Origin of the sequence: Corynebacterium sp. HMSC064E08, from assembly GCF_001811805.1 — a bacterium.
GTDB lineage: Bacteria > Actinomycetota > Actinomycetes > Mycobacteriales > Mycobacteriaceae > Corynebacterium > Corynebacterium jeikeium_D.
This window is the reverse complement of the sequence record NZ_KV806702.1, coordinates 91912-111967: the sequence shown is the minus strand read 5'-3', so window position 1 is coordinate 111967 and position 20056 is coordinate 91912. Positions and strand designations below refer to the sequence as shown.

Here is a 20056-nt window from a genome sequence, read left to right as displayed (position 1 = left end):
GAGCGGCTAATGGGCTGCCCTCTTCTGAGGGCTGCCCCCTTCTGCTCGAAGCTCTTACCCTAAGGCTCCTCCCCTATGGAGCGCAGTGATTCACGCTTAGCGGTAAAGTCTGGAACTGATACCAGTCAATAAGGAGCTTCTTTGATGTCGAACTTGAGTGACCTCGTCGGATCCCACATTCGTGCCGAGTCCGGCCGTGTCCCCCAGTCGTCCACTGAGATGGAATTCTGGTCCGGTCTGTCACGGGTTGTTGTAGATAACCTAGCGGACAACTGGCAGCGCACCACGGAGGCATACGCTGCTACCCGCCAGCAGCACTACTTCTCCGCCGAGTTCCTCATGGGTCGCGCCCTGCTGAATAACCTGCTCAATGCAGGTCTGGTGGATGAGGCCTCTGCTGCCGTGAAAAAGTACGGCAAGAATCTGACAGACGTGCTCGAGGCTGAACACGACGCCGCTCTCGGTAACGGTGGCCTGGGTCGTCTGGCCGCCTGCTTCCTGGATTCCTGTGCCACGCAGAATCTGCCGGTGACCGGTTATGGCATCCTCTACCGCTACGGTCTGTTCAAGCAGACCTTCGAAGATGGCTTCCAGGATGAGCACCCGGACCCGTGGATGGAAGAGGGCTACCCCTTCGTCATTCGTCGCGAGGAACTGTCCAAGATTGTCACCTTTGATGACTTGGTGGTGCGCGCTGTTCCATATGACATGCCAATTACCGGCTACGGCACCGATAACGTCGGCACGCTGCGCCTGTGGCACTCGGAGCCGATGCGTGAGTTCGACTATGACGCCTTCAACTCGCAGCGCTTCACCGACGCCATTGTCGAGCGTGAACGCGTCCATGACCTGTGCCGCGTGCTCTACCCGAATGACTCGACCTATGACGGCAAGGTCCTGCGTGTCCGCCAGCAGTACTTCTTCGTCTCCGCTTCGCTGCAGACGATGATCGATTCTTACATCGAGAATCACGGCGAGGACCTGCGCGATTTCCACAAGTACAACTCCATTCAGCTCAATGACACCCACCCGGTGCTCGCTATCCCAGAGCTGATGCGTCTGCTCCTGGATGAGCACGATATGAGCTGGGACGACGCCTGGAACGTCGTGTCCAACACCTTCGCCTACACCAACCACACCGTTCTGGCAGAAGCGTTGGAGACCTGGGAATACTCCATTTTTGACCGTCTCTTCGGCCGCGTTCTGGAGATCACCCGCGAGATTGACCGCCGCTTCCGCGAAGACCTGGCGGAGCGCGGCTTCGACCAGGGCAAGATTGACTACATGGCGCCGATTTCTCACGGTCGCATCCACATGGCGTGGATCGCCTGCTACGCCGCGTACTCCATCAACGGTGTTGCTGCTCTGCACACGGAGATCATTAAGCGCGAAACGTTGAAGGACTGGCACGATATCTGGCCGGAGCGCTTCAACAACAAGACCAATGGCGTCACCCCGCGCCGCTGGCTCAACCAGTGCAACCCGCGCCTGTCGGCACTGCTGACTCGCCTGTCGGGTTCGGACGCCTGGGTCACCGACCTGGACAAGCTCGCTGAGCTCGAAAAGTTTGCTGACGACGAGGCCGTGTTGCGTGAGATTCTCGAGATCAAGCACGAGAACAAGAAGGACTTCGCCACCTGGCTGGAGCACCGCCAGGGTATTTCGGTGAATCCAGACGCCATCTTCGATACCCAGATTAAGCGTCTGCACGAGTACAAGCGCCAGCTTCTCAACGCGCTCTACATCCTCGATCTCTACTACCGCATCAAGGAAGACCCAGCGCTGGACGTGCCACCGCGCGTGTTTATCTTCGGTGCCAAGGCCGCCCCAGGCTACGTTCGCGCGAAGGCCATCATTAAGTTCATCAACGCTATCGCGGACAAGGTCAATAACGATCCGGACATGGACGGTCGCCTGCAGGTCGCTTTCGTTGAGAATTACAACGTCACCCCGGCAGAGCACATCATCCCTGCTACCGACGTCTCCGAGCAGATTTCCACTGCCGGTAAGGAGGCTTCGGGTACCTCGAACATGAAGTTCATGATGAACGGCGCACTGACGCTGGGCACCATGGACGGCGCAAACGTCGAAATCGTCGACGCCGCCGGCGAAGAGAACGCCTACATCTTCGGTGCGCTGGAAGAGGAACTGCCGGAGCTGCGCCGCACCTACAGCCCGCGTGGCACTTACGAAACGGTGCCGGGGCTCAAGCGCGCTGTCGATTCGCTTGTCGACGGAACTTTTTCTGACGGTGGCAGCGGAATGTTCCACGACCTGCACTTCTCGCTGCTGGAGTCCAACGGGTACGAGCCGGCCGATGTTTACTACGTCCTCGGCGACTTCGCTGACTACCGCGAGACCCGCGACCGCATGGCGGAAGACTACCGCGACGAGCTGGCATGGGCCAAGAAGTGCTTCCTGAACATCATCCGTTCGGGCCGCTTCTCCTCCGACCGCACCATCCGCGATTACGCCAATGAGGTCTGGAAGCTGGAAGAGACCAAGATTTAGGCCCGGCTGGGTCAAATCCTGGCTGGGCTAGCCCCAGCTAGGCCTGACCAGTTTCCAGCAACCGCTTGAACCCATCCTCATCCAGGATGGACAAGCCCAGTTCCTCGGCCTTTGTGGCCTTGGAGCCGGCGTTTTCGCCAACCACCACGTAGTCGGTCTTCTTCGACACCGACCCTGCGGCCTTACCGCCACGGGAGATAATGGCTTCCTTCGCGCTGTCGCGAGTGAAGTCCTCCAAAGAGCCGGTGACTACCACGGTCAATCCCTCTAGCACCTGATCTGGACGATCGGCGACCTCATCGGCCATACGCACACCGGCAGCTTCCCAGCGCTCGACAACCTCGCGGTGCCAGTCCACCTCGAACCAGTCAGCCACGGAATCGCCGATGATCTCGCCAATGCCATCGATGGCCGAAATCTCCTCGCGGCTCGCAGCTCGCAGTGCCTCCATCGAGCCGAACTTCTGCGCCAAGGTCCGCGCCACTGTTGGACCCACATGACGAATGGACAGGCTGACCAATACGCGCCACAGCTCTTTATCCTTAGCTGCCTCGATATTGGCCAACAGCTTCTTACCATTGGCATTCAGCGTTTTCCGCGAAGCCGTAGTGTAGACCTCAGTGCCGAGCAAATCTTCCTCGGTGAGGTCGAAGAGGCGGGACTCGTCGTCAAGCACGCCGCGATGAATCAAATCGGCAGCGCCCCTCTCCCCCAGGTTTTCGATATCAAACCCGGAGCGGGAGGCGAGGAATTCAATTCGACGACGCAGCTGACCTGGGCAGTAGCGGGTATTGGGGCAACGCCAATCGGCATCGCTGTCCTTTGCCGGAGCCAAACGAGTACCGCACTCGGGGCAGAGAGTCGGGTAAATGTACTTTCGCTCGCTACCATCTCGGAGATCGGCCACGGGGCCGAGTACCTCTGGAATCACGTCACCGGCCTTGCGGATGGTCACGCGGTCACCGATGAGCACTCCCTTTCGGTGCACCTCGGAAGGGTTGTGCAGCGTCGCCATTTCGACAGTTGACCCGGCCACGAAGACCGGCTTCATCACGGCATATGGCGTCGCACGACCAGTTCGGCCAATGGAGACTCTAATGTCCAGCAGATCAGTCGTGACCTCTTCCGGCGGATACTTGTAGGCAATCGCCCAGCGCGGCGCCCGCGAGGTCGCGCCCAGCGCGCGCTGCTCGGAAAGGGAATCAACCTTGACCACAAGCCCGTCCATCTCGTGGATGGCGTCGTGGCGGTGCTCGCCCCAGTACTGCATCTGCTTAACGACGTCATCCGCGGAATGAACCTGCTTTGAATACGGCGACACGTGAAAACCCCACTCGTCCAAGGCACGATAGGCCTCGTGCTGAGACTGTGGACGCCAGCCCTCGATATGACCAATTCCATGGCAAATCATGGACAAGCGACGCTTCGCCACTTCTGCAACATCCTTCTGTCGCAGGGAACCGGCGGCGGCGTTACGGGGGTTGGCAAACGGCTTCTGACCCGCTTCGACGCGATCGGCGTTGATGCGTTCGAACTCTTCCAACGAGATAAAGACTTCACCACGTACCTCAAGCACGTCGGGGATGTTCTCGCCGCTGATTTCATGCGGAATATCTTCGATGGTGCGCGCATTGGCGGTGACGTTCTCCCCCACGCGGCCGTCTCCGCGGGTGGCCGCCCGGACAAGGCGGCCATTCTCATAGACCAGGTCGATAGACAGGCCATCGATTTTCAGCTCGGTCAGATACGTGCTGGCCGGGGTGCGAGCCAGCCAGCCGCGCAACTCCTGCTCATCGAAAACATTGTCCAAGCTGTAGAGGCGTTCGAGGTGCTCAACGGGCTCGAACACTTCCCCGTCGGCAGGCGTGTCGACCTGCGCACCGACCTGCTGCGTGGGGCTGTCCGGCACCACCAGATCGGGCCACTGCTCCTCTAACCGCTGCAGTTGACGGAACATCTCGTCATACTCAGCATCGGAGATAACCGGCTGCGCGGTGTAGTACAGCGCAGCGTTCTCACGAATGCGAGTTGCTAGATCTTGCCACTTCTCCCGGACGTCCGCCGGCGCTGGCTCGGAGGCGGGGGCGCTGGAAAACGAAGACAAATCGGAGGTTGACAGGTCGGAGTTCTCATCGGTCGAGGAAGTCACGTCGCTCATTCTATGTCATTGCCCGGATGCGCCGGGGGACACGGAAATTCTCTTGACCTTGTTCCTGCCCCTCAGCGAATCCGCACTCTCCGCTACAGTTGAGACATGCATAATTTCGATCCGCGACGCATGCTCGCGTTTGATCTGGAGACTACCGGCACGGATCCTCGCACCTGCAAGATTGTCACTTCCGCACTGGTCCGGCTAACTGAGCAGGGCAAAGATTCCACCATCATGCTCGCTAATCCCGGTGTCGAAATTCCGCAAGCTGCGTCTGATGTGCATGGCATCACCACTGAAAAAGCTCGCGCGGAGGGGCGCCCGCACGATGAAGTGCTAGCGGATACCATTGCCGGCCTTCGAGCTGCCTGGCGCGATGGTCTGACCGTAGTGGCCTATAACGCGGCTTATGATCTGACGGTACTGCGCTCGAAGGATCCCAGTTTTACTGTTGACGGCCTCGTCGTCGACCCCTTTGTGCTGGATAATTACTTCGACCCGGAACGTCGTGAAAAACGCACTTTGACTGATGTCTCCCGCCATTATCAGGTGCGCCTGGACGGGGCACATGATGCCACCGAAGATGCTCTGGCGGCTGCGCGCATCGCATGGGTGATGGCGCGCCACTACCGGGAGCTAACCGAAAAATCAGGGGAAGAGCTGATGGAGCTGCAGGCCGTCGCGTACTACCAGTACAAGAAGAACCTGCAGCAGTACCTGACCGAAAAGGGTAAGGATACGTCGGACTTCACCTTCGGGTGGCCGATGGACTGAGCAGCGGCCCCTCACCCTCCCCGGCTCTCCCAATATCCAGAGTTTTGTGATTATCCAACGGAAACCGAATATCCAAAATTCGGCGGGATATCCAAGTTATCCAAGTCGATGTGGATTATCCATTGCTATGATTGATGCGTGACCACTCGCAGCGACAAGGCCATCTCCATCCCACGCAATCCTTTCCACCCCACATTCGGCCGATCCCCGGCCATCATCGGTGGGCGCGATGTCGAGCTGGACTCGTTTGAGCTGGCTCTGGCGGAAGGCCCCGGTAATCCCTGGCGAACCGCGCTAATTTCCGGTACCCGCGGAATCGGCAAGACGGTACTTCTCAACGAGTTTGAAGCCGCAGCAAAGCAACTGGGATGGATTGTGCTGCGTGCTCACATCGGCTCTGAAATGATTTCTGAGCTCACCGATGTCACCATTCCGCGCGCTTTCAGTGCCATTGACAGTGCACCGACGGGCAAGGGCCGTCACCTCACCGGCCTGTCCATCGCCGGCATTGGCGGGTTTAAGACGGAAGTCAGCACTTCTCAGCCCGAGCCCGGCAGGAATCTGCTCAGCCAACTTCAGGATCTCTCGGCTCTCCTCATGCCACAGGGATCCGGCATCTTGCTCACTCTCGACGAGGTGCAAAGTGCAGACCCCGCACAGCTCAACGAAATTGCCCATGCAATCCAGGACCTAAATCGCGACGATGCGGAGATTGCCTTTGTCGCAGCCGGGCTGCCCAGCGGTATCGAAGACTTGCTCCAGCTAGAGGGCGCAACATTCTTACGCCGTGCCGAACGCGTGACTCTGGGTCGATTGGACGTGGATACCACCAAGGACATCATTCGCAGAACTGCAGAACTCGGCGAACGCGCGATGACCGAGGATGCCGTCGAGCTGGCCGCTGAACTCAGCCACGGCTACCCGTATCTCATACAGACCATTGGCTCAGTCGCTTGGGCTAAGGCCAGGTTGGCCCACTCGGACACCATTACCGCTCAGCATGCCTCGGATGCCACAGCGGAATCCATCCGCCGCATCGGGCTGCAAGTTCATGCGCCCAGCCTGCGGAAAGTGCCACCTCGCCAGATTGATTTTCTCAAAGCGATGGCGAGCCTCTCCGCCAATGGAAAGCCCGTGGCCACGAGCGCCATCGCAGAGACCATGGGACGCAAACTCTCTGGCATCTCACAGCTTCGCCATGACCTGATTTACCGCGAGTTGATTGTGTCAGCGTCGACGGGATACGTGGAATTCACACTTCCCTACTTCGCCGACTACCTCAATACGCTGGTGGAATAAGGTCACTATTCGTCGCGAGCCAAGTCACCGGCTGCCCGACGAAGAAGCTCCGTGGCATTGCGGCCTGCGCCGAGTTGCGCCTGTGCTTCTTCATTGGAGCTGGCAGCAAAGCCGCCCATCGGCGCCAGATTCAGGCTCTCAGCAATCTGTAGGCGCGAATAGCCCAGCTCATCCCAGAACAGCGCTGCTTGCTCAGCGAGTGCTCGAGCCGGTGTCGCCACCGGGACGCCCGTGTGCTCTTCTCGCTCCGTGACCGTCACTGGCACAATACCCAGCTCCAGGGACATATCGGCACCGACCACGGCAGCCGCAAAATCCAGTTGCTGCGTGGTGGTCAGTTCTTTGCGAGGTAGCCACACTCCGGCCGCACCGGAATCCGCCAAGGCCTGAACAGCCAGGCCATCGGGGCTCGACAGCGCGATGGTCACTTCGATTTCGTCGTCACGCAGCGGCCCCGTGACTTCGAGGAAGATCTCCGCGATCTCGCGGTGCCCCTGGGCGGGGAGATAACCCGCGTTGCCCATCAGCATGGACGGGGCCTTGATTTTGCCCTGTACGACTGCGCCGAGTGCGGGTTCTGCCAGAAGTACCTCGATGTCGCTGTCGAAACGCCGACGGACATCGGTGATGTGGGAAGCCAATCCCGCGGCTAGCGACTGCGCGAAGTATTTCACGGCGCCGCGGTCAACGGCGATGAGATGGCCTGCGGCATTTTCCACCGAAGCCGCCATCGTCCATGGGCCGAGAGCGGTCAGGCGAATCTTCTGCGGGGTGCGCCCCCACGCTTCCTCGCACGCGTCGATGTCGCGGTGGAGATAATCAGTGGCCAAGGCACTCGCGCGACCACGACGGTCGGTGACTTTCCAGGAGCGCGCTCCCCTGTCGACGACGAGGTCAGCCATGAGGGCGGCCGTGCGACCGACGGCATCGGCGCCGAATCCACGGGCAGGCAACGTCGGTAGCGTGACGTGACCTTCCAGGCATTCCCCAATGACAATCTCTGCCGCCTCGTGTGGATTGCGACCCGGCATCGGGCCAAGGCCGACAAAGGAGGTCACGACAAGTCCTCTTCACGGGCGGTCGAGACAATCGTGCCGGAGCCCAGCACGTAGTCGCCCGCAGTGTCAGTGTGGTACAAAACAGCGGCCTGACCAGGAGCGACACCACGAAGCGGATCGCTCAGGTGCAGCCGGAAGGCGCCACCGCGTCCGGTGACGTCATCGTCAGGTCCTGCCAGCACTTCAATACGGCAGTCGATGGGGCGACCGTGCGCACGCACCTGCACCTGCAGCTTGCCGGCCTCCGAGGCAGCGAGTACCTCATCCGGGTTGGCCAGCCAGATGGCACGGTCGGCCTCGAGCACGTTGACATTCAGGTCCGCAGCCGTGCCGATTGTCACCGTGCCGGTCTCTGCATCAATGCCGGTGACATAGCGCGGCTTGCCATCCGGCATCGGCCCCGCCAGGCCAATCCCCTTGCGCTGACCAATGGTGAAACCGTAGACACCGTCGTGCTCAGCGACGGTGTCGCCAGTTTCCTTATCCACAATGGTGCCCGGGCGACGGCCAATCTTCGCGCCCAGGAACGCCTTGGTATTGCCATCCGGGATGAAGCAGATGTCGTAAGAGTCCGGTTTGTTGGCAGTGCCTAGTCCCATCCCGCGGGCTTCTTCACGAATCTCTGGCTTCTCGGTGTTTCCTACCGGGAACATCGAGCGCTGCAGCTGCTCGCGATCCAGCACGCCCAGGACATAGGACTGGTCCTTCTTCGCATCGCGGCCACGGCGCAACAGGCCGTCGTCGCCAAGCAAAGCGTAATGCCCCGTGACCACCGCGTCGAAGCCGAGCGCCAGACCTCGTTCCAACAGGGCTGCGAACTTGATGCGTTCATTGCAGCGCAGGCATGGGTTCGGCGTCTCGCCGCGCTCGTAGGAGTCGTAGAAGTCATCCATGACCTCTTCTTTGAAGCGCTCGGAGAAATCCCAGACGTAGAAAGGAATGCCCAGCTCATCGCAGACGCGGCGGGCATCGCCGGAGTCCTCTAGCGAACAGCAGCCGCGGGATCCGGCGCGAACGGACTGAGGATCTTTCGACAGCGCCAAGTGCACGCCAACGACCTCGTGACCTGCGGCCAATGCACGCGCCGCAGCCACGGAAGAATCCACACCACCGCTCATTGCTGCAAGAACTCGCATTGCGTTGCAACCTTTCCCCTCTAGATTTTGTGCACGTGTCACCGTACCACCACGGGGCAAAAACTAAGCCATGCCCGCACGCCGCGCCCGCTCGACCGTTTCCGGCAGCGCCGAAATGACGGCGTCGACATCCGCCTGCGTCGAGGTGTACCCCAGCGTAAAACGAATCGACGACCGCGCTTCCGGCTCCGAAACGCCCATCGCCATCAGCACGTGCGAGGGACGGTTAACGCCCGCGCTACATGCCGATCCCGTAGAGCAGTCAATTCCCGCCGCATCGAACAGCATGATCAAACTATCGGCCTCCGCGCCCGGGAAGCTGGCGTAGACATGCCCCGGCAAAGCGAGCTCGCTGGTGTGGATAATCGCACCGTCGATGTGCGCGATTGCCCTGATGAGCTGCTGCGTCAGACCGCGGATTCGCTCATTGTCCGCCGCCATCGCGTCCACCGCCGCGCGCAGTCCCGCCGCCATGCCCGCCGCCGATGCCACGTCCTGCGTGCCCGAACGCAGTCCGCGTTCCTGCCCGCCGCCGTTGTTATGCGGGGTAAGTTTCGCTTCACGACGAACAAGCAGCGCCCCAATCCCACGGGGACCGCCGAACTTGTGCGCGGAGATGGCCATTGTAGAGGCGCCACTTGCGTGGAAATCAATTGGCAGATGTCCGGCTGCCTGCACAGCATCGATATGGAAAGGCACGCGAGCCTCCTTCGCCCGCTTGCCAATCTCCTCCACCGGCTGGATGGTGCCGGTCTCATTGTTCGCCCACATGCACGTCACCAGCGCGGTGTTCTGCCGACTAATCTCCGGGAACTGCACCATGTCAACGCGACCATCAGCACCTACAGGAGCCTCAACAATCTTGGCCCAGTGTTCCTTTTCCAGATGGTGACATGTCTTCAACACTGCATCGTGCTCGATTGGTGGAACCACAATGTCCGAGCCAGAGGCCTTGAAGTACAGGCCTGAAATCGCTAGATTGTCGGCCTCAGTTCCACCGGAAGTAAGAACTACTTCGATGGGATCGGCACCGAGCAGCTCTGCAATTTCTTCTCGGGACTCTTCCAGAACCTTTTTCGCAATGCGTGCGGTGGCGTACTGCCCCGAGGGGTTGGCCAGACCTAGGTTCTCGACCATTGCCGTGCGCGCTTCTGGGCGCAATGGTGTAGTCGCGGCATGATCCACAAAGTGACGGGTCTTCGCAGCAGACTTCATTTCACTCTTCTCGTCCGGAGCGGCAACGATGTGGTCATTAAGCATGCAGGCAGTATAACGCTGCGTGCGCCTTATGCTCACTATCCGCCATAGTTAAACCTCACTGTCTGCACGAACAGATGAGTAGGACCAAAAAAAATGCTCGGAGCGGGAACAGACAGGAAATCTGTGCCCACCCCGAGCGGGTAGTTGCTAGCCGAGTTGACTCTCGGCCAGCAGCCTTACGCAACTAGCAGCCTTAAGGCAAGTGCGTATTACTTCAGGTTCTCGATAGCCTGCGGGACAACGTCGAACAGGTCACCGACGACACCGAAGTCAGCAATCTCGAACAGCGGAGCCTCTTCGTCCTTGTTGACCACAACGATGGTCTTGGAGGTCTGCATACCTGCCTTGTGCTGGATAGCACCGGAAATACCCAGAGCAACGTAGAGGTCCGGGGAAACGGTCTTACCGGTCTGGCCAACCTGGAACTGCCCCGGGTAGTAGCCAGCGTCAACAGCAGCACGGGAAGCACCAACAGCTGCGCCGAGAACGTCTGCCAGCGGCTCAACAACGTTCTTGAAGCCATCCTCGGATGCGACACCGCGGCCACCGGAAACAACCAGCTTAGCCTCGGTCAGCTCCGGACGGTCGCCGCCCTCAGCCGGTGCGAAGGAAACAATCTCGACAGCGTTGTTGCCGATCTCTGGGAATGCAATCTCGGTAACGTCAGCGGAACCGGACTTCTCCTCCGGGTCAACGGAGCCCGGACGCAGAGCGTAGACCGGGGATGCGCCGTAGCCGACACCGTCGACGATGTACTCGCCACCGAAGATGGAGTACTTAACGGAAGCGTCATCGTTGATAGCAACAACGTCGGACAGCAGACCGGAACCGGTCAGCGCAGCGACGCGGCCAGCGATTTCCTTGCCGGTTGCGGAAGCGGAAACCAGCACCGGAACCTCACGCTCGGAGGCCAGGCCGACGAGAACGTCAACCTCAGGGGTGATCAGGTACTTGTCGGCATCGTCGGACTCAGCAGCGAGAATCTCGCCAGCGCCGTAGGAGGCCAGGGTGTCTGCGAAGCCAGCAGCGGTACCCGGGGTACCCACGACAACTGCGGCCGGGGTGCCGAATGCGGAAGCAGCGGTCAGCAGTTCAGCGGTGGTGTTCTTCAGCTCGCCATTTGCGTGCTCGACGAGAACGAGGACGTCGGTCATAGTGATCTTTCTCCTACTTGTATCTCTATTTGTCTTCTATTCGCGTCAAGCGCCTTAGATGAACTTCTGGGCCTTGAGGTACTCGGCCAGCTTGGCGCCGCCGTCTCCCTCATCGTTAATGCGCTCACCAGCGGTCTTAGCCGGCTTCGGAGTGGAGCCAGTGACACCGGTAGCAGCGTTTTCGAGACCAACCTGCTCTGCCTCAGCAGCAACATCGTCCAGAGTCAGCTCGGTGACCGGCTTCTTCTTAGCGGCCATGATGCCCTTGAAGGATGCGAAGCGCGGGCTATTAGCCTTCTCAGTGACGGAAACGACTGCCGGCAGGGATGCCTTGAGCTGGTAGATGCCGTCTTCGACCTCGCGCTCACCGGTGATGGAGTCACCGTCGATAGCGACGGAACGCAGGTGAGTCAGAACCGGAAGGTCGCGGTAGACACCGAGGATAGCCGGGACGGAAGCGGTGCCACCGTCGGTGGAGGCGTTACCGGTGACGATGAGGTCAACATCTTCGAGGGTGTCAATGACGTTGGACAGAGCCCATGCGGTCTGAACAGCGTCGGAACCTTCAAGTGCGTCGTCCGAAAGAATGACGGCGTCGTCTGCACCCATGGACAGAGCCTTGCGCAGTGCCTCGATGGCACGATCCGGGCCAACAGTTGCGACGGTAACGTTTCCGCCGTGCTCTTCCTTCAGCTGCAGGGCAGCCTCAACAGCGTTCTCATTAATTTCGTCGAGAACTGCGTCTGCAGACTCACGATCGAGGACAAACTTGTCATCGGTGAGCTTACGCTCGGACCAGGTGTCCGGAACCTGCTTGACCAGAACCACGATGTTCGGCATTTTTCTGTCGTCCTTACTGGTTGATTACTGGTGAACGTTTATCTGACCTTACTTCGCAAGCCGCCTCACAATAAAGTGAACCAGACCACGCTCTAGGTCGTCTGTGTTGAAGATAACAGAACCTATCGCCAATGCGAAGGTGATCCAGATAACAATGTCGTTATTTTTTTAAATTTTTTTCTACACCACGAGCACAGCCCGCCCGCCAACATGCTATTTCCGCATGTCAGACGTTAATAGTACGCAATCAACTGCAGCTATCTCCGCAGTATTCGCCGACAGCAAACACCGATCCCCAACGGGCTACCCCCACCAGTTTTCCGTCGTAAAGCGGTCCTCAACCGATCTCCCGGGGCTGACAGATAAACGCCGTCGCGCTCCGTCCGATGCGCGTGACAACCACCGCCAATGCCCTGGAGCCCTTAAGCTTCCACTGCTTGCGCAACGCGTCGGGGTTGGCGTCTACCCCGCGCACGAGAATCTCCACCGATCCGCAATCCAACGCTGCCAGTGCCTTGCGAACCTGCTTCAACCCCACTTGCTCAATAACTTCGAACCCGGCAATCCCCTGCGGCAAAACATCGCCACTGACGTGCGCAATCCGCTCATCGAGCTGCCAGAGCCCATGCGCCGCCGCAAAATGCCGCACCAGCCCGGCGCGCACAATCGCCCCATCCGGATCAATGATGTACCGGCCGGCAGCGCGCACATCGGCGTCGTCAGGCATGGTGTCGTCGTAGGTCTGCACGTCCACCGCCGACAACTCTAACGGCCTGTGCTTATCGACGGTCTGGATAACCATCGCCGATCGCGTTACGGATTGCCCATCGGTAACTCCGGCCAGCCCCGGCGTATATAGACATGCCTCCTTGACCGCACCGTCCACCGAAGTGACAGCCACTTCCCCGCTCCACTCGCTGAAGTCGAGGCCTGGCGCGCATTTGATAGCTAGTTCTTTGTCGGGCCAGGCGGCTATGAGCGCCGGCAGCGATGGGAGCAAGTCCTCCGGGTTGGTGATCCTACGCCCACCGGAGCGGCGGGCAGGGTCAGCGACAATGACGGGTGCGTCAAAGGCCGGTTGCAAAGCATCGGCCTGCGCGAAGATGTTCTTGCCGACGTTATGCCGCGCCGTGGCCAGCCGTGCAAGGTCGAGATCAGACCCGACGACGGTCAGGCCCTCGTGGTCAATTGCTGCCACTTCAGTACCAATGGAGCAGGTCACATCGGCCACTGCTTCGACACCGAGATGCGCAAGCCGACGGGCGCGAGCCAGCGCGACGACAAAGGGCGTGGCCTGTTGCGCTGCTTCGGAAGAGAAGATCCAGTCCCCTGGCAGTTTGCTGACCGCCGAACGCCGAGCTGCCGCGACTTCAATGACCGCGCGACCAAACTCGCCACAGTGTTGGCGTAGATGCGCGGAGTCTGCAATCAGAGACTTTTTAGTGAGCGCGAGCTGGTCGGCCTCATCTAGCCACTCCGGATGAGCAGCAACAGCGGCCACCTCTGCAGCGGACAGGGACACTCGTTATCTCCTTCCAACTAGGGATCAGCCGGTTAACGGGGGTTGAGTAGTCGTCTAACGGTTCATACCTTTGCGCAAATGCCCCATGTGGGTGGCAACGGCAAAGTACTCATCCATAAAAGGTTCCCCGAGGAAGTCACTACTGGTGCGTCGCACCGGAGTGTTTCTGGCCGCCTCGAGAGCCTCCGCCACAGTACTGACACCGTCCAAGCGAGTCAGTTGCGACCAGGTCGGAGGCATGAGGCCAAGTAGCCCACGGCGCCATCCATCCAAAATCGTAGTCGGTCGGAACCAACCTGAAGATGATGCCTCAGAGGTGTCACCGTCGGCCCTTTGACCGTCGGGAAGCGCGGCGAGGAAGAAATAGGTGTCGTAGCGAATGGGGTTGGATTCGGGTGTCACCCAGTTAGCCCAAGGACTGACGAGTTCGGCATCGAGCGCCAGATTTTCATTGCTAAGGAAATCCGTCAATGACAACTCGTGGGCTTCCAACTGTCGTCGCTGACGGTGGAAGCGGTGACCATCTGCGACAATCTCACCGCCAGCATCGCGAACCAACAGAGTGCCTGTTTCCTCAAAGGTCTCACGCACGGCCGCGCAGGTGAGCGCGTGCGCCCGCGCGCAGTCGACGTTAAAAGCCTGCGCGATCCGCGACTCAGGGTCGGCTTCCGACGGCTCGGTCACGGCCATGACCTCATTCGCGACAGCGGGGAAATCACGCTGGTCTACTCCACCGCCGGGGAACACGGTCATGTTGGCCGCAAAGCGCATTGAGGATACGCGTTCTTGAACGTAGACCTCGAGCCCGCAGTGGGTGTCGCGGAGCAGCAACACAGTCGCAGCCAGTTTCGGCGACGCGGGTGTATTCGGGGTTTCAGGTGTCGGAACCGCCATGAGCGTCTACTTCTTCCGGTGCTTTCCAGCAGGCCGTGCCCGGCGCGCAAAGTAGCGATCATCGATGCGATCGACGACGATTTCCTGGTGGAAAGCCTTGGTCAGGTTCTCACTGGTCAGGACGTCGTCAATAAGCCCCTGTGCGATGACATTGCCTTCGTCGAGGAGCATCGCATGGGTGAAGCCGTACGGAATTTCTTCCGGGTGGTGCGTAATCATCACCATCGCCGGCGCATCCGGGTCGAGTGCGAGTTCGCCTAAGTAACCGACGAGGTCCTCGCGACCGCCGAGGTCGAGTCCGGCTCCCGGCTCGTCGAGAAGCAGCAATTCGGGGTTGACCATCATGGCTCGTGCGATGAGTACGCGCTTGCGCTCTCCCTCACTGAGAGTGCCCCAGGTGCGGTCTGCAAGATGCTCAGCACCCATGCGCTCGAGAATCTCGGAGAGCTGTTCGAAATCCATCTCTTCATAGGTCTCACGCCAGCGCCCCAGGACGGAGTAACTGGCGGAAATAACAAGGTCCGCGACCTTTTCGTCATTGGGAATGCGGTGAGCAATCGACGATGATGTCAAACCAATCATGGTGCGCAGATCACGCATGTCGGTGCGCCCAATCTGCTCGCCCATCACATGGGCCACCCCTGAAGACGGGAACTCCTCCGCTGCAGCAATGCGCATTAAAGAAGTCTTGCCTGCGCCGTTCGGCCCCATGATGACCCAGCGCTCATCAAGTTCTACTTGCCAATCCACCGGCCCGACCAGCGTACGGCCACCACGGATGAGGTTTACGTCGCGAAAGTCGAGTAGCAAATCTTCGTTAAAGTCTTCTTCCAATTCAGCCACACATCCATGGTGCCCTAACTTTGCCCAAATGTGCGCTTGGACATTCTCATCTATCCTCGGTAGAGAGCAAATCGAGTTCACTCGAGATGGTTTTGCTTCGATTTTCACCTAGCTCGCCGACAATTAGGAGAACGTCTTTTATGACTGGTCGAATCGGTATTGATGACATCCGTCCTCAAATCAACGGTGGTGCAACTCCATCGAAGGCCGTAGTGGGTGAAGTCGTCCCAACCTTTGCCGTCATTTGGCGAGAAGGCCATGACGCGATGAACGCCACGCTCAACGTCAAGGGGCCGAAGGAATCAGCTTTTGCTTCCCGCTCACAGCGCATTCCAATGCACTTTTCTGACCATGATCCAAATCAGGTCAACGCCACCTTCGTCCCAGACGTTCCCGGGCTGTGGACCATTCGCATTGATGCCTGGTCCGACCCGATGGCAACGTGGCGCAACGCTATCACCAAGAAGTTCGAGGCGGGTCAGAGCGAAGCTGAACTCGCTAATGATCTAGAAATTGGCGCCGCTCTCTTCGACCGCGCCGCCGCTGGTGCCGCTGCTATCCACCGCAACCACCTACGCTCCATCGCCGCAGGTCTGCGCGGCGACGGCGATCTTCGCGCCCGCATTGCAGCCGCGCTTTCCGACGAGACCCGCGCCATTTTGCAGGCGCACCCGGTGCGCGACCTTTTGACCCGCGGAAAGACCCGCAAGATCAAGGTTGACCGCCGCGAAGCCCTGTACTCCTCTTGGTATGAGTTCTTCCCTCGTTCCAACGGTGGTTACGGCGAAAATGGCGAGCTGCTGCACGGCACATTCAAGACTGCGGTTGCACAGCTTGATCGCGCTCAGCGCATGGGCTTCGACACGGTCTATCTGCCCCCGATTCACCCAATCGGTGAAATCAATCGCAAGGGTCGCAACAACACCCTGACCCCGGAACCGGGCGATGTCGGATCTCCGTGGGCTATCGGCTCCGCAGAAGGTGGCCACGACGCCATCCACCCGAGCCTCGGTGACGAAAAGGACTTCAAGGAATTCATCAAGGCTGCTAAGGAGCGCGACCTCGAGGTCGCTATCGACCTAGCGCTCCAGTGTGCACCGGACCACCCCTGGGCTAAGGCTCACCCGGAGTGGTTCACCGTGCTGCCGGACGGCACCATTGCCTACGCCGAGAATCCGCCGAAGAAGTACCAGGACATCTACCCGCTGAATTTCGACAACGATGCCAAGGGCCTGTACGCAGAGGTTCTGCGTGTAGTGAAGTTTTGGGTCAAGCGTGGAGTCAAGGTCTTCCGCGTGGATAACCCCCACACCAAGCCGGGCAACTTCTGGGAATGGCTGATTGAAACCGTTCACGAAACCAACCCGGAGGTCATCTTCCTCGCCGAGGCCTTCACCGCCCCGGCCCGCCTCTACGGCCTGGCCAAGGCTGGCTTCACTCAGTCCTACATCTACTTCCCGTGGAAGACTACGAAGGAAGAGCTGACCGAATTCGGCGAGGAGATTACCCGCCATGCGGACATCGCTCGCCCATCCCTATGGGTCAATACCCCAGATATTCTGCATGACTTCCTGGTCAAGGGCGGCCGTGGCGCCTTCGCCATCCGCGCCGCGCTGGCTTCCACCCTATCTCCGCTGTGGGGCATGTACTCCGGCTTCGAGCTGTTTGAAAACGTTCCGGTCAAGGAGGGCTCCGAGGAGTACCTCGACAGCGAGAAGTACCAGCTCCGCAGCCGCGATTACGACCAGGCACTGGCCACCGGCAACTCGCTGGAGCCGTTCATTGCCACGCTGAACAAGATTCGCCGCGAGCACCCTGCTCTGCAGCAGCTGCGCAACCTGCACTTCCACGACATCGACAATGACAACCTGCTGGCTTACTCGAAGCTCGATCCGGTCACCGGCGATGCCATCCTCGTTGTTCTCAACCTCGATCCGTGGAATGCCCAGGAAGCTACCGTGCACCTCGACATGGATTGCATCGGGCTCCGCAACCACGACCGCATGGATGTCACTGACCTGATTACCGGCAACCAGTTCAACTGGGGCAAGGACAACTACGTCCGCCTGGCACCGTGGGAAAACGTTGCGCACATCATCAAGCTGCCGGAAATCGATGTCAAGCTCCGCCACAAGTTGGCTTGGCGCGACGTCCCCGACTACGAGGGCTAGAACGCTTGCTGGGAACTTTCGGGGTTAGTGGGCCGCTGACCTGACCACTGTCGCAACGATTCGTCGTTAGGCTGGCGGGTGAGTTAGCAGCCCACTGTCCCCTACCTCCCTCTATTTCTTTAAAACTTAACTCAACAACTTCACATTCACCTACCTAGAAACGCTTCGGAAGGACCTTCCATGGGAGCCCACACAGATCCCCGCCTCGCAATTGATTCCGGCGATATGGATCGCCTGCGCTACTGCACCCATCACGATCCGCACAGCATCTACGGCGCACACGTCGTGGACGGTGACACGGTTATTCGCACGAGGGTCTTCGGCGCTCAGGCAGTTACTGTCGTCAGCACGCGCGGCGAGTTTGAAGCGGAGAACCTGGGCGACGGTTTCTTCACCGCCCTCGTCCCCGGCGGCGATGACTTCGACTACCGTCTGCGCATTACGTGGGACTCCGGCGAGACCGTAGAGCGTGCCGACGGCTACCGTTTCCTCCCCACTATCGGCGCTGGTGACCTACACCTAATCGGCGAGGGACGTCATGAGGAACTGTGGAAGGTTCTCGGTGCTCACCTTCGCAGTTACGACACAGAGCTGGGTACGGTCGAAGGCACCTCGTTTACGGTCTGGGCTCCGAACGCACGCGGCGTCGCCGTGGTCGGTGACTTCTGTATGTGGAACGGCGCGCAGTACCCAATGCGCTCTATGGGTGGCGCAGGTATCTGGGAGCTGTTCATCCCGGGTGTGGGTGAGGGCGAAGTCTACAAGTTCGCCATCACGACACCGGAGGGACAGCGTCGCGATAAGGCCGACCCGATGGCGCGTGCTGCTGAGCTCCCACCGGCTACCGGGTCGATTGTTGCGACCTCCGACTACGCCTGGAGCGACCAAGCGTGGATGGAAAAGCGCGCCAACACAGACTGGACCGAAGAGCCCATCTCTATCTACGAGGTCCACTTGGGTTCCTGGAAGCAGGGCCTGAGCTACGAGGTTATGGCGGAGAAGCTGGTGCGTTACGTGGTCGACATGGGCTACACCCATGTGGAGTTCATGCCAGTATGTGAGCACCCGTTCACCGGTTCCTGGGGTTATCAGGTTTCCGGCTACTACGCTCCGACCAGCCGCTTCGGCACCCCAGATCAGTTCCGCGGTCTAGTTGATGCCTTCCACGCCGCTGGCATCGGTGTCATCATGGACTGGGTTCCGGGGCACTTCCCGAAGGACGAGTTCGCACTTGCCCGCTTCGATGGCACGGCTTGCTACGAGCACCCGGACTGGCGCCGCGGCGAGCAGCGCGACTGGGGCACCTACGTTTTCGACTTCGGCCGCAACGAGGTACGCAACTTCCTCTACGCCAACGCACTGTACTGGGCAGAAGAGTTCCACATCGACGGTCTGCGCGTCGACGCAGTGGCTTCCATGCTGTACCTGGACTACTCCCGCAATGAAGGCGAGTGGCTGCCGAACCAGTACGGTGGCCGTGAAAACCTCGATGCTGTTCAGTTCCTGCAGGAATTCAACGCCACGGTACACAAGCACAACCCGGGCTTCCTCACCGTGGCCGAAGAATCTACTTCTTGGCCGGGTGTGACCGCACCTACCGAGCACGGTGGCTTGGGCTTCTCTATGAAGTGGAACATGGGCTGGATGAATGACACGCTGGAGTACTTCAGCAAGGAGCCGATTTACCGCTCCTACCACCACCATGAGCTCACCTTCGCTATGGTCTACGCCTACTCGGAAGAGTTCATTCTGCCGATTAGCCACGACGAGGTCGTGCACGGCAAGGGCTCGCTGTGGGAGCGCATGCCGGGCGGCGATTGGGATAAGGCCGCAGGCCTACGTACTTTCCTGACCTTCATGTGGGCGCACCCGGGCAAGCAGCTTCTATTCCAGGGTCAGGATCTTGGCCAGAACCACGAGTGGAACCACGATGAGTCCGTGGCTTGGGACAACCTCGAAGGTTGGAGCGGCGAATTCCACCGCGGCATTCAGCTGCTGGTTAAGGACATCAACGCCATCTACAAGGAAAACCCAGCGTTCTACACCCAGGATGACCGCCCAGAGGGCTTCCAGTGGATTAACGCGGATGATTCCACAAACAATGTTGTGTCCTTTGTCCGTTACGGCACCGATGACTCGGTCGTCGCCTGCGTCTATAACCTGTCGGGAACCACGCAGGAAATCTACAAGATTGGCGTACCGCGCGGTGGCCAATGGACGGAGATTCTGAACACAAACGCATCGCGTTACGAGGGCTCCGGCTACGGTGAAAACGGTACTGTGACCGCGGTCGAGCACGGTTGGAACGGCCAGGCTCACTCGATTGATTTGGTGCTGCCGGCCAACACCGCCGTTTGGCTGAAGTGGCAGGGCTAGTCCCGAATCCAGCCAAACAAAAGACAATCACATAGGAATTGCCCGTGCTGCACGGTTTTCAGTGATCTG

General features: G+C 59.6%; 14 protein-coding genes. 5 read left to right on the top strand and 9 right to left on the bottom strand.

Annotated elements, in window-relative coordinates; genetic code table 11:
* The first annotated feature begins 144 nt into the window (after positions 1 to 144).
* Positions 145 to 2511, top strand: a complete 2367-nt coding sequence (locus HMPREF2820_RS09065; protein ID WP_070603744.1) for a glycogen/starch/alpha-glucan phosphorylase — start codon at positions 145 to 147, stop codon at positions 2509 to 2511.
* Positions 2512 to 2548: 37 nt separating this feature from the next.
* On the opposite strand, the gene ligA is transcribed toward HMPREF2820_RS09065, so the two are convergent.
* Complete coding sequence (ligA, locus tag HMPREF2820_RS09060) at positions 2549 to 4669, bottom strand: NAD-dependent DNA ligase LigA (protein WP_141751997.1); 2121 nt, start codon at positions 4667 to 4669, stop codon at positions 2549 to 2551.
* Positions 4670 to 4765: 96 nt separating this feature from the next.
* Here ligA and HMPREF2820_RS09055 point away from each other — a divergent pair, with 96 nt between their 5' ends.
* The gene (locus HMPREF2820_RS09055; RefSeq protein WP_070603742.1) at positions 4766 to 5434 is read left to right on the top strand and encodes a 3'-5' exonuclease; all 669 of its coding nucleotides are present in this window, start codon (positions 4766 to 4768) and stop codon (positions 5432 to 5434) included.
* 138 nt (positions 5435 to 5572) lie between these two features.
* Positions 5573 to 6733 carry an ATP-binding protein gene (locus tag HMPREF2820_RS09050; RefSeq protein WP_070603740.1) on the top strand — a complete coding sequence of 387 codons (1161 nt, stop codon included), beginning with the start codon at positions 5573 to 5575 and terminating at the stop codon, positions 6731 to 6733.
* A gap of 5 nt (positions 6734 to 6738) precedes the next feature.
* On the opposite strand, the gene HMPREF2820_RS09045 is transcribed toward HMPREF2820_RS09050, so the two are convergent.
* The 8 genes from HMPREF2820_RS09045 to HMPREF2820_RS09010 form a co-directional block, all read right to left on the bottom strand.
* Positions 6739 to 7791: a uroporphyrinogen decarboxylase/cobalamine-independent methonine synthase family protein gene (locus HMPREF2820_RS09045; protein ID WP_070603738.1), complete on the bottom strand. Its 1053-nt coding sequence runs from the start codon at positions 7789 to 7791 to the stop codon at positions 6739 to 6741.
* Complete coding sequence (mnmA, locus tag HMPREF2820_RS09040) at positions 7788 to 8927, bottom strand: tRNA 2-thiouridine(34) synthase MnmA (RefSeq protein WP_070603736.1); 1140 nt, start codon at positions 8925 to 8927, stop codon at positions 7788 to 7790. The genes HMPREF2820_RS09045 and mnmA overlap by 4 nt, the downstream gene beginning before the upstream one ends.
* 63 nt (positions 8928 to 8990) lie before the next feature.
* Entirely contained in the window at positions 8991 to 10142 is a 1152-nt protein-coding gene (locus HMPREF2820_RS09035) for a cysteine desulfurase family protein (protein WP_070603845.1), read from the bottom strand.
* A gap of 254 nt (positions 10143 to 10396) precedes the next feature.
* On the bottom strand, positions 10397 to 11341 hold the full coding sequence (locus HMPREF2820_RS09030; RefSeq protein ID WP_016422471.1) for an electron transfer flavoprotein subunit alpha/FixB family protein: 945 nt from the start codon (positions 11339 to 11341) through the stop codon (positions 10397 to 10399).
* A 54-nt stretch (positions 11342 to 11395) separates the two neighbouring features.
* Positions 11396 to 12181: an electron transfer flavoprotein subunit beta/FixA family protein gene (locus HMPREF2820_RS09025; RefSeq protein ID WP_049194091.1), complete on the bottom strand. Its 786-nt coding sequence runs from the start codon at positions 12179 to 12181 to the stop codon at positions 11396 to 11398.
* Positions 12182 to 12518: 337 nt separating this feature from the next.
* Complete coding sequence (locus HMPREF2820_RS09020; RefSeq protein WP_070603734.1) at positions 12519 to 13703, bottom strand: THUMP-like domain-containing protein; 1185 nt, start codon at positions 13701 to 13703, stop codon at positions 12519 to 12521.
* A 54-nt stretch (positions 13704 to 13757) separates the two neighbouring features.
* Positions 13758 to 14597, bottom strand: coding sequence for an NUDIX hydrolase (locus HMPREF2820_RS09015; RefSeq protein WP_070603732.1), 840 nt, complete (start codon positions 14595 to 14597; stop codon positions 13758 to 13760).
* A gap of 6 nt (positions 14598 to 14603) precedes the next feature.
* The gene (locus HMPREF2820_RS09010) at positions 14604 to 15440 is read right to left on the bottom strand and encodes an ABC transporter ATP-binding protein (RefSeq protein ID WP_048735276.1); all 837 of its coding nucleotides are present in this window, start codon (positions 15438 to 15440) and stop codon (positions 14604 to 14606) included.
* Between the two features lie 140 nt (positions 15441 to 15580).
* Here HMPREF2820_RS09010 and HMPREF2820_RS09005 point away from each other — a divergent pair, with 140 nt between their 5' ends.
* Positions 15581 to 17611, top strand: coding sequence for an alpha-1,4-glucan--maltose-1-phosphate maltosyltransferase (locus tag HMPREF2820_RS09005; protein ID WP_049194095.1), 2031 nt, complete (start codon positions 15581 to 15583; stop codon positions 17609 to 17611).
* A 180-nt stretch (positions 17612 to 17791) separates the two neighbouring features.
* Positions 17792 to 19987, top strand: coding sequence for a 1,4-alpha-glucan branching protein GlgB (glgB, locus tag HMPREF2820_RS09000; protein ID WP_049172061.1), 2196 nt, complete (start codon positions 17792 to 17794; stop codon positions 19985 to 19987).
* Positions 19988 to 20056 lie beyond the last annotated feature (69 nt).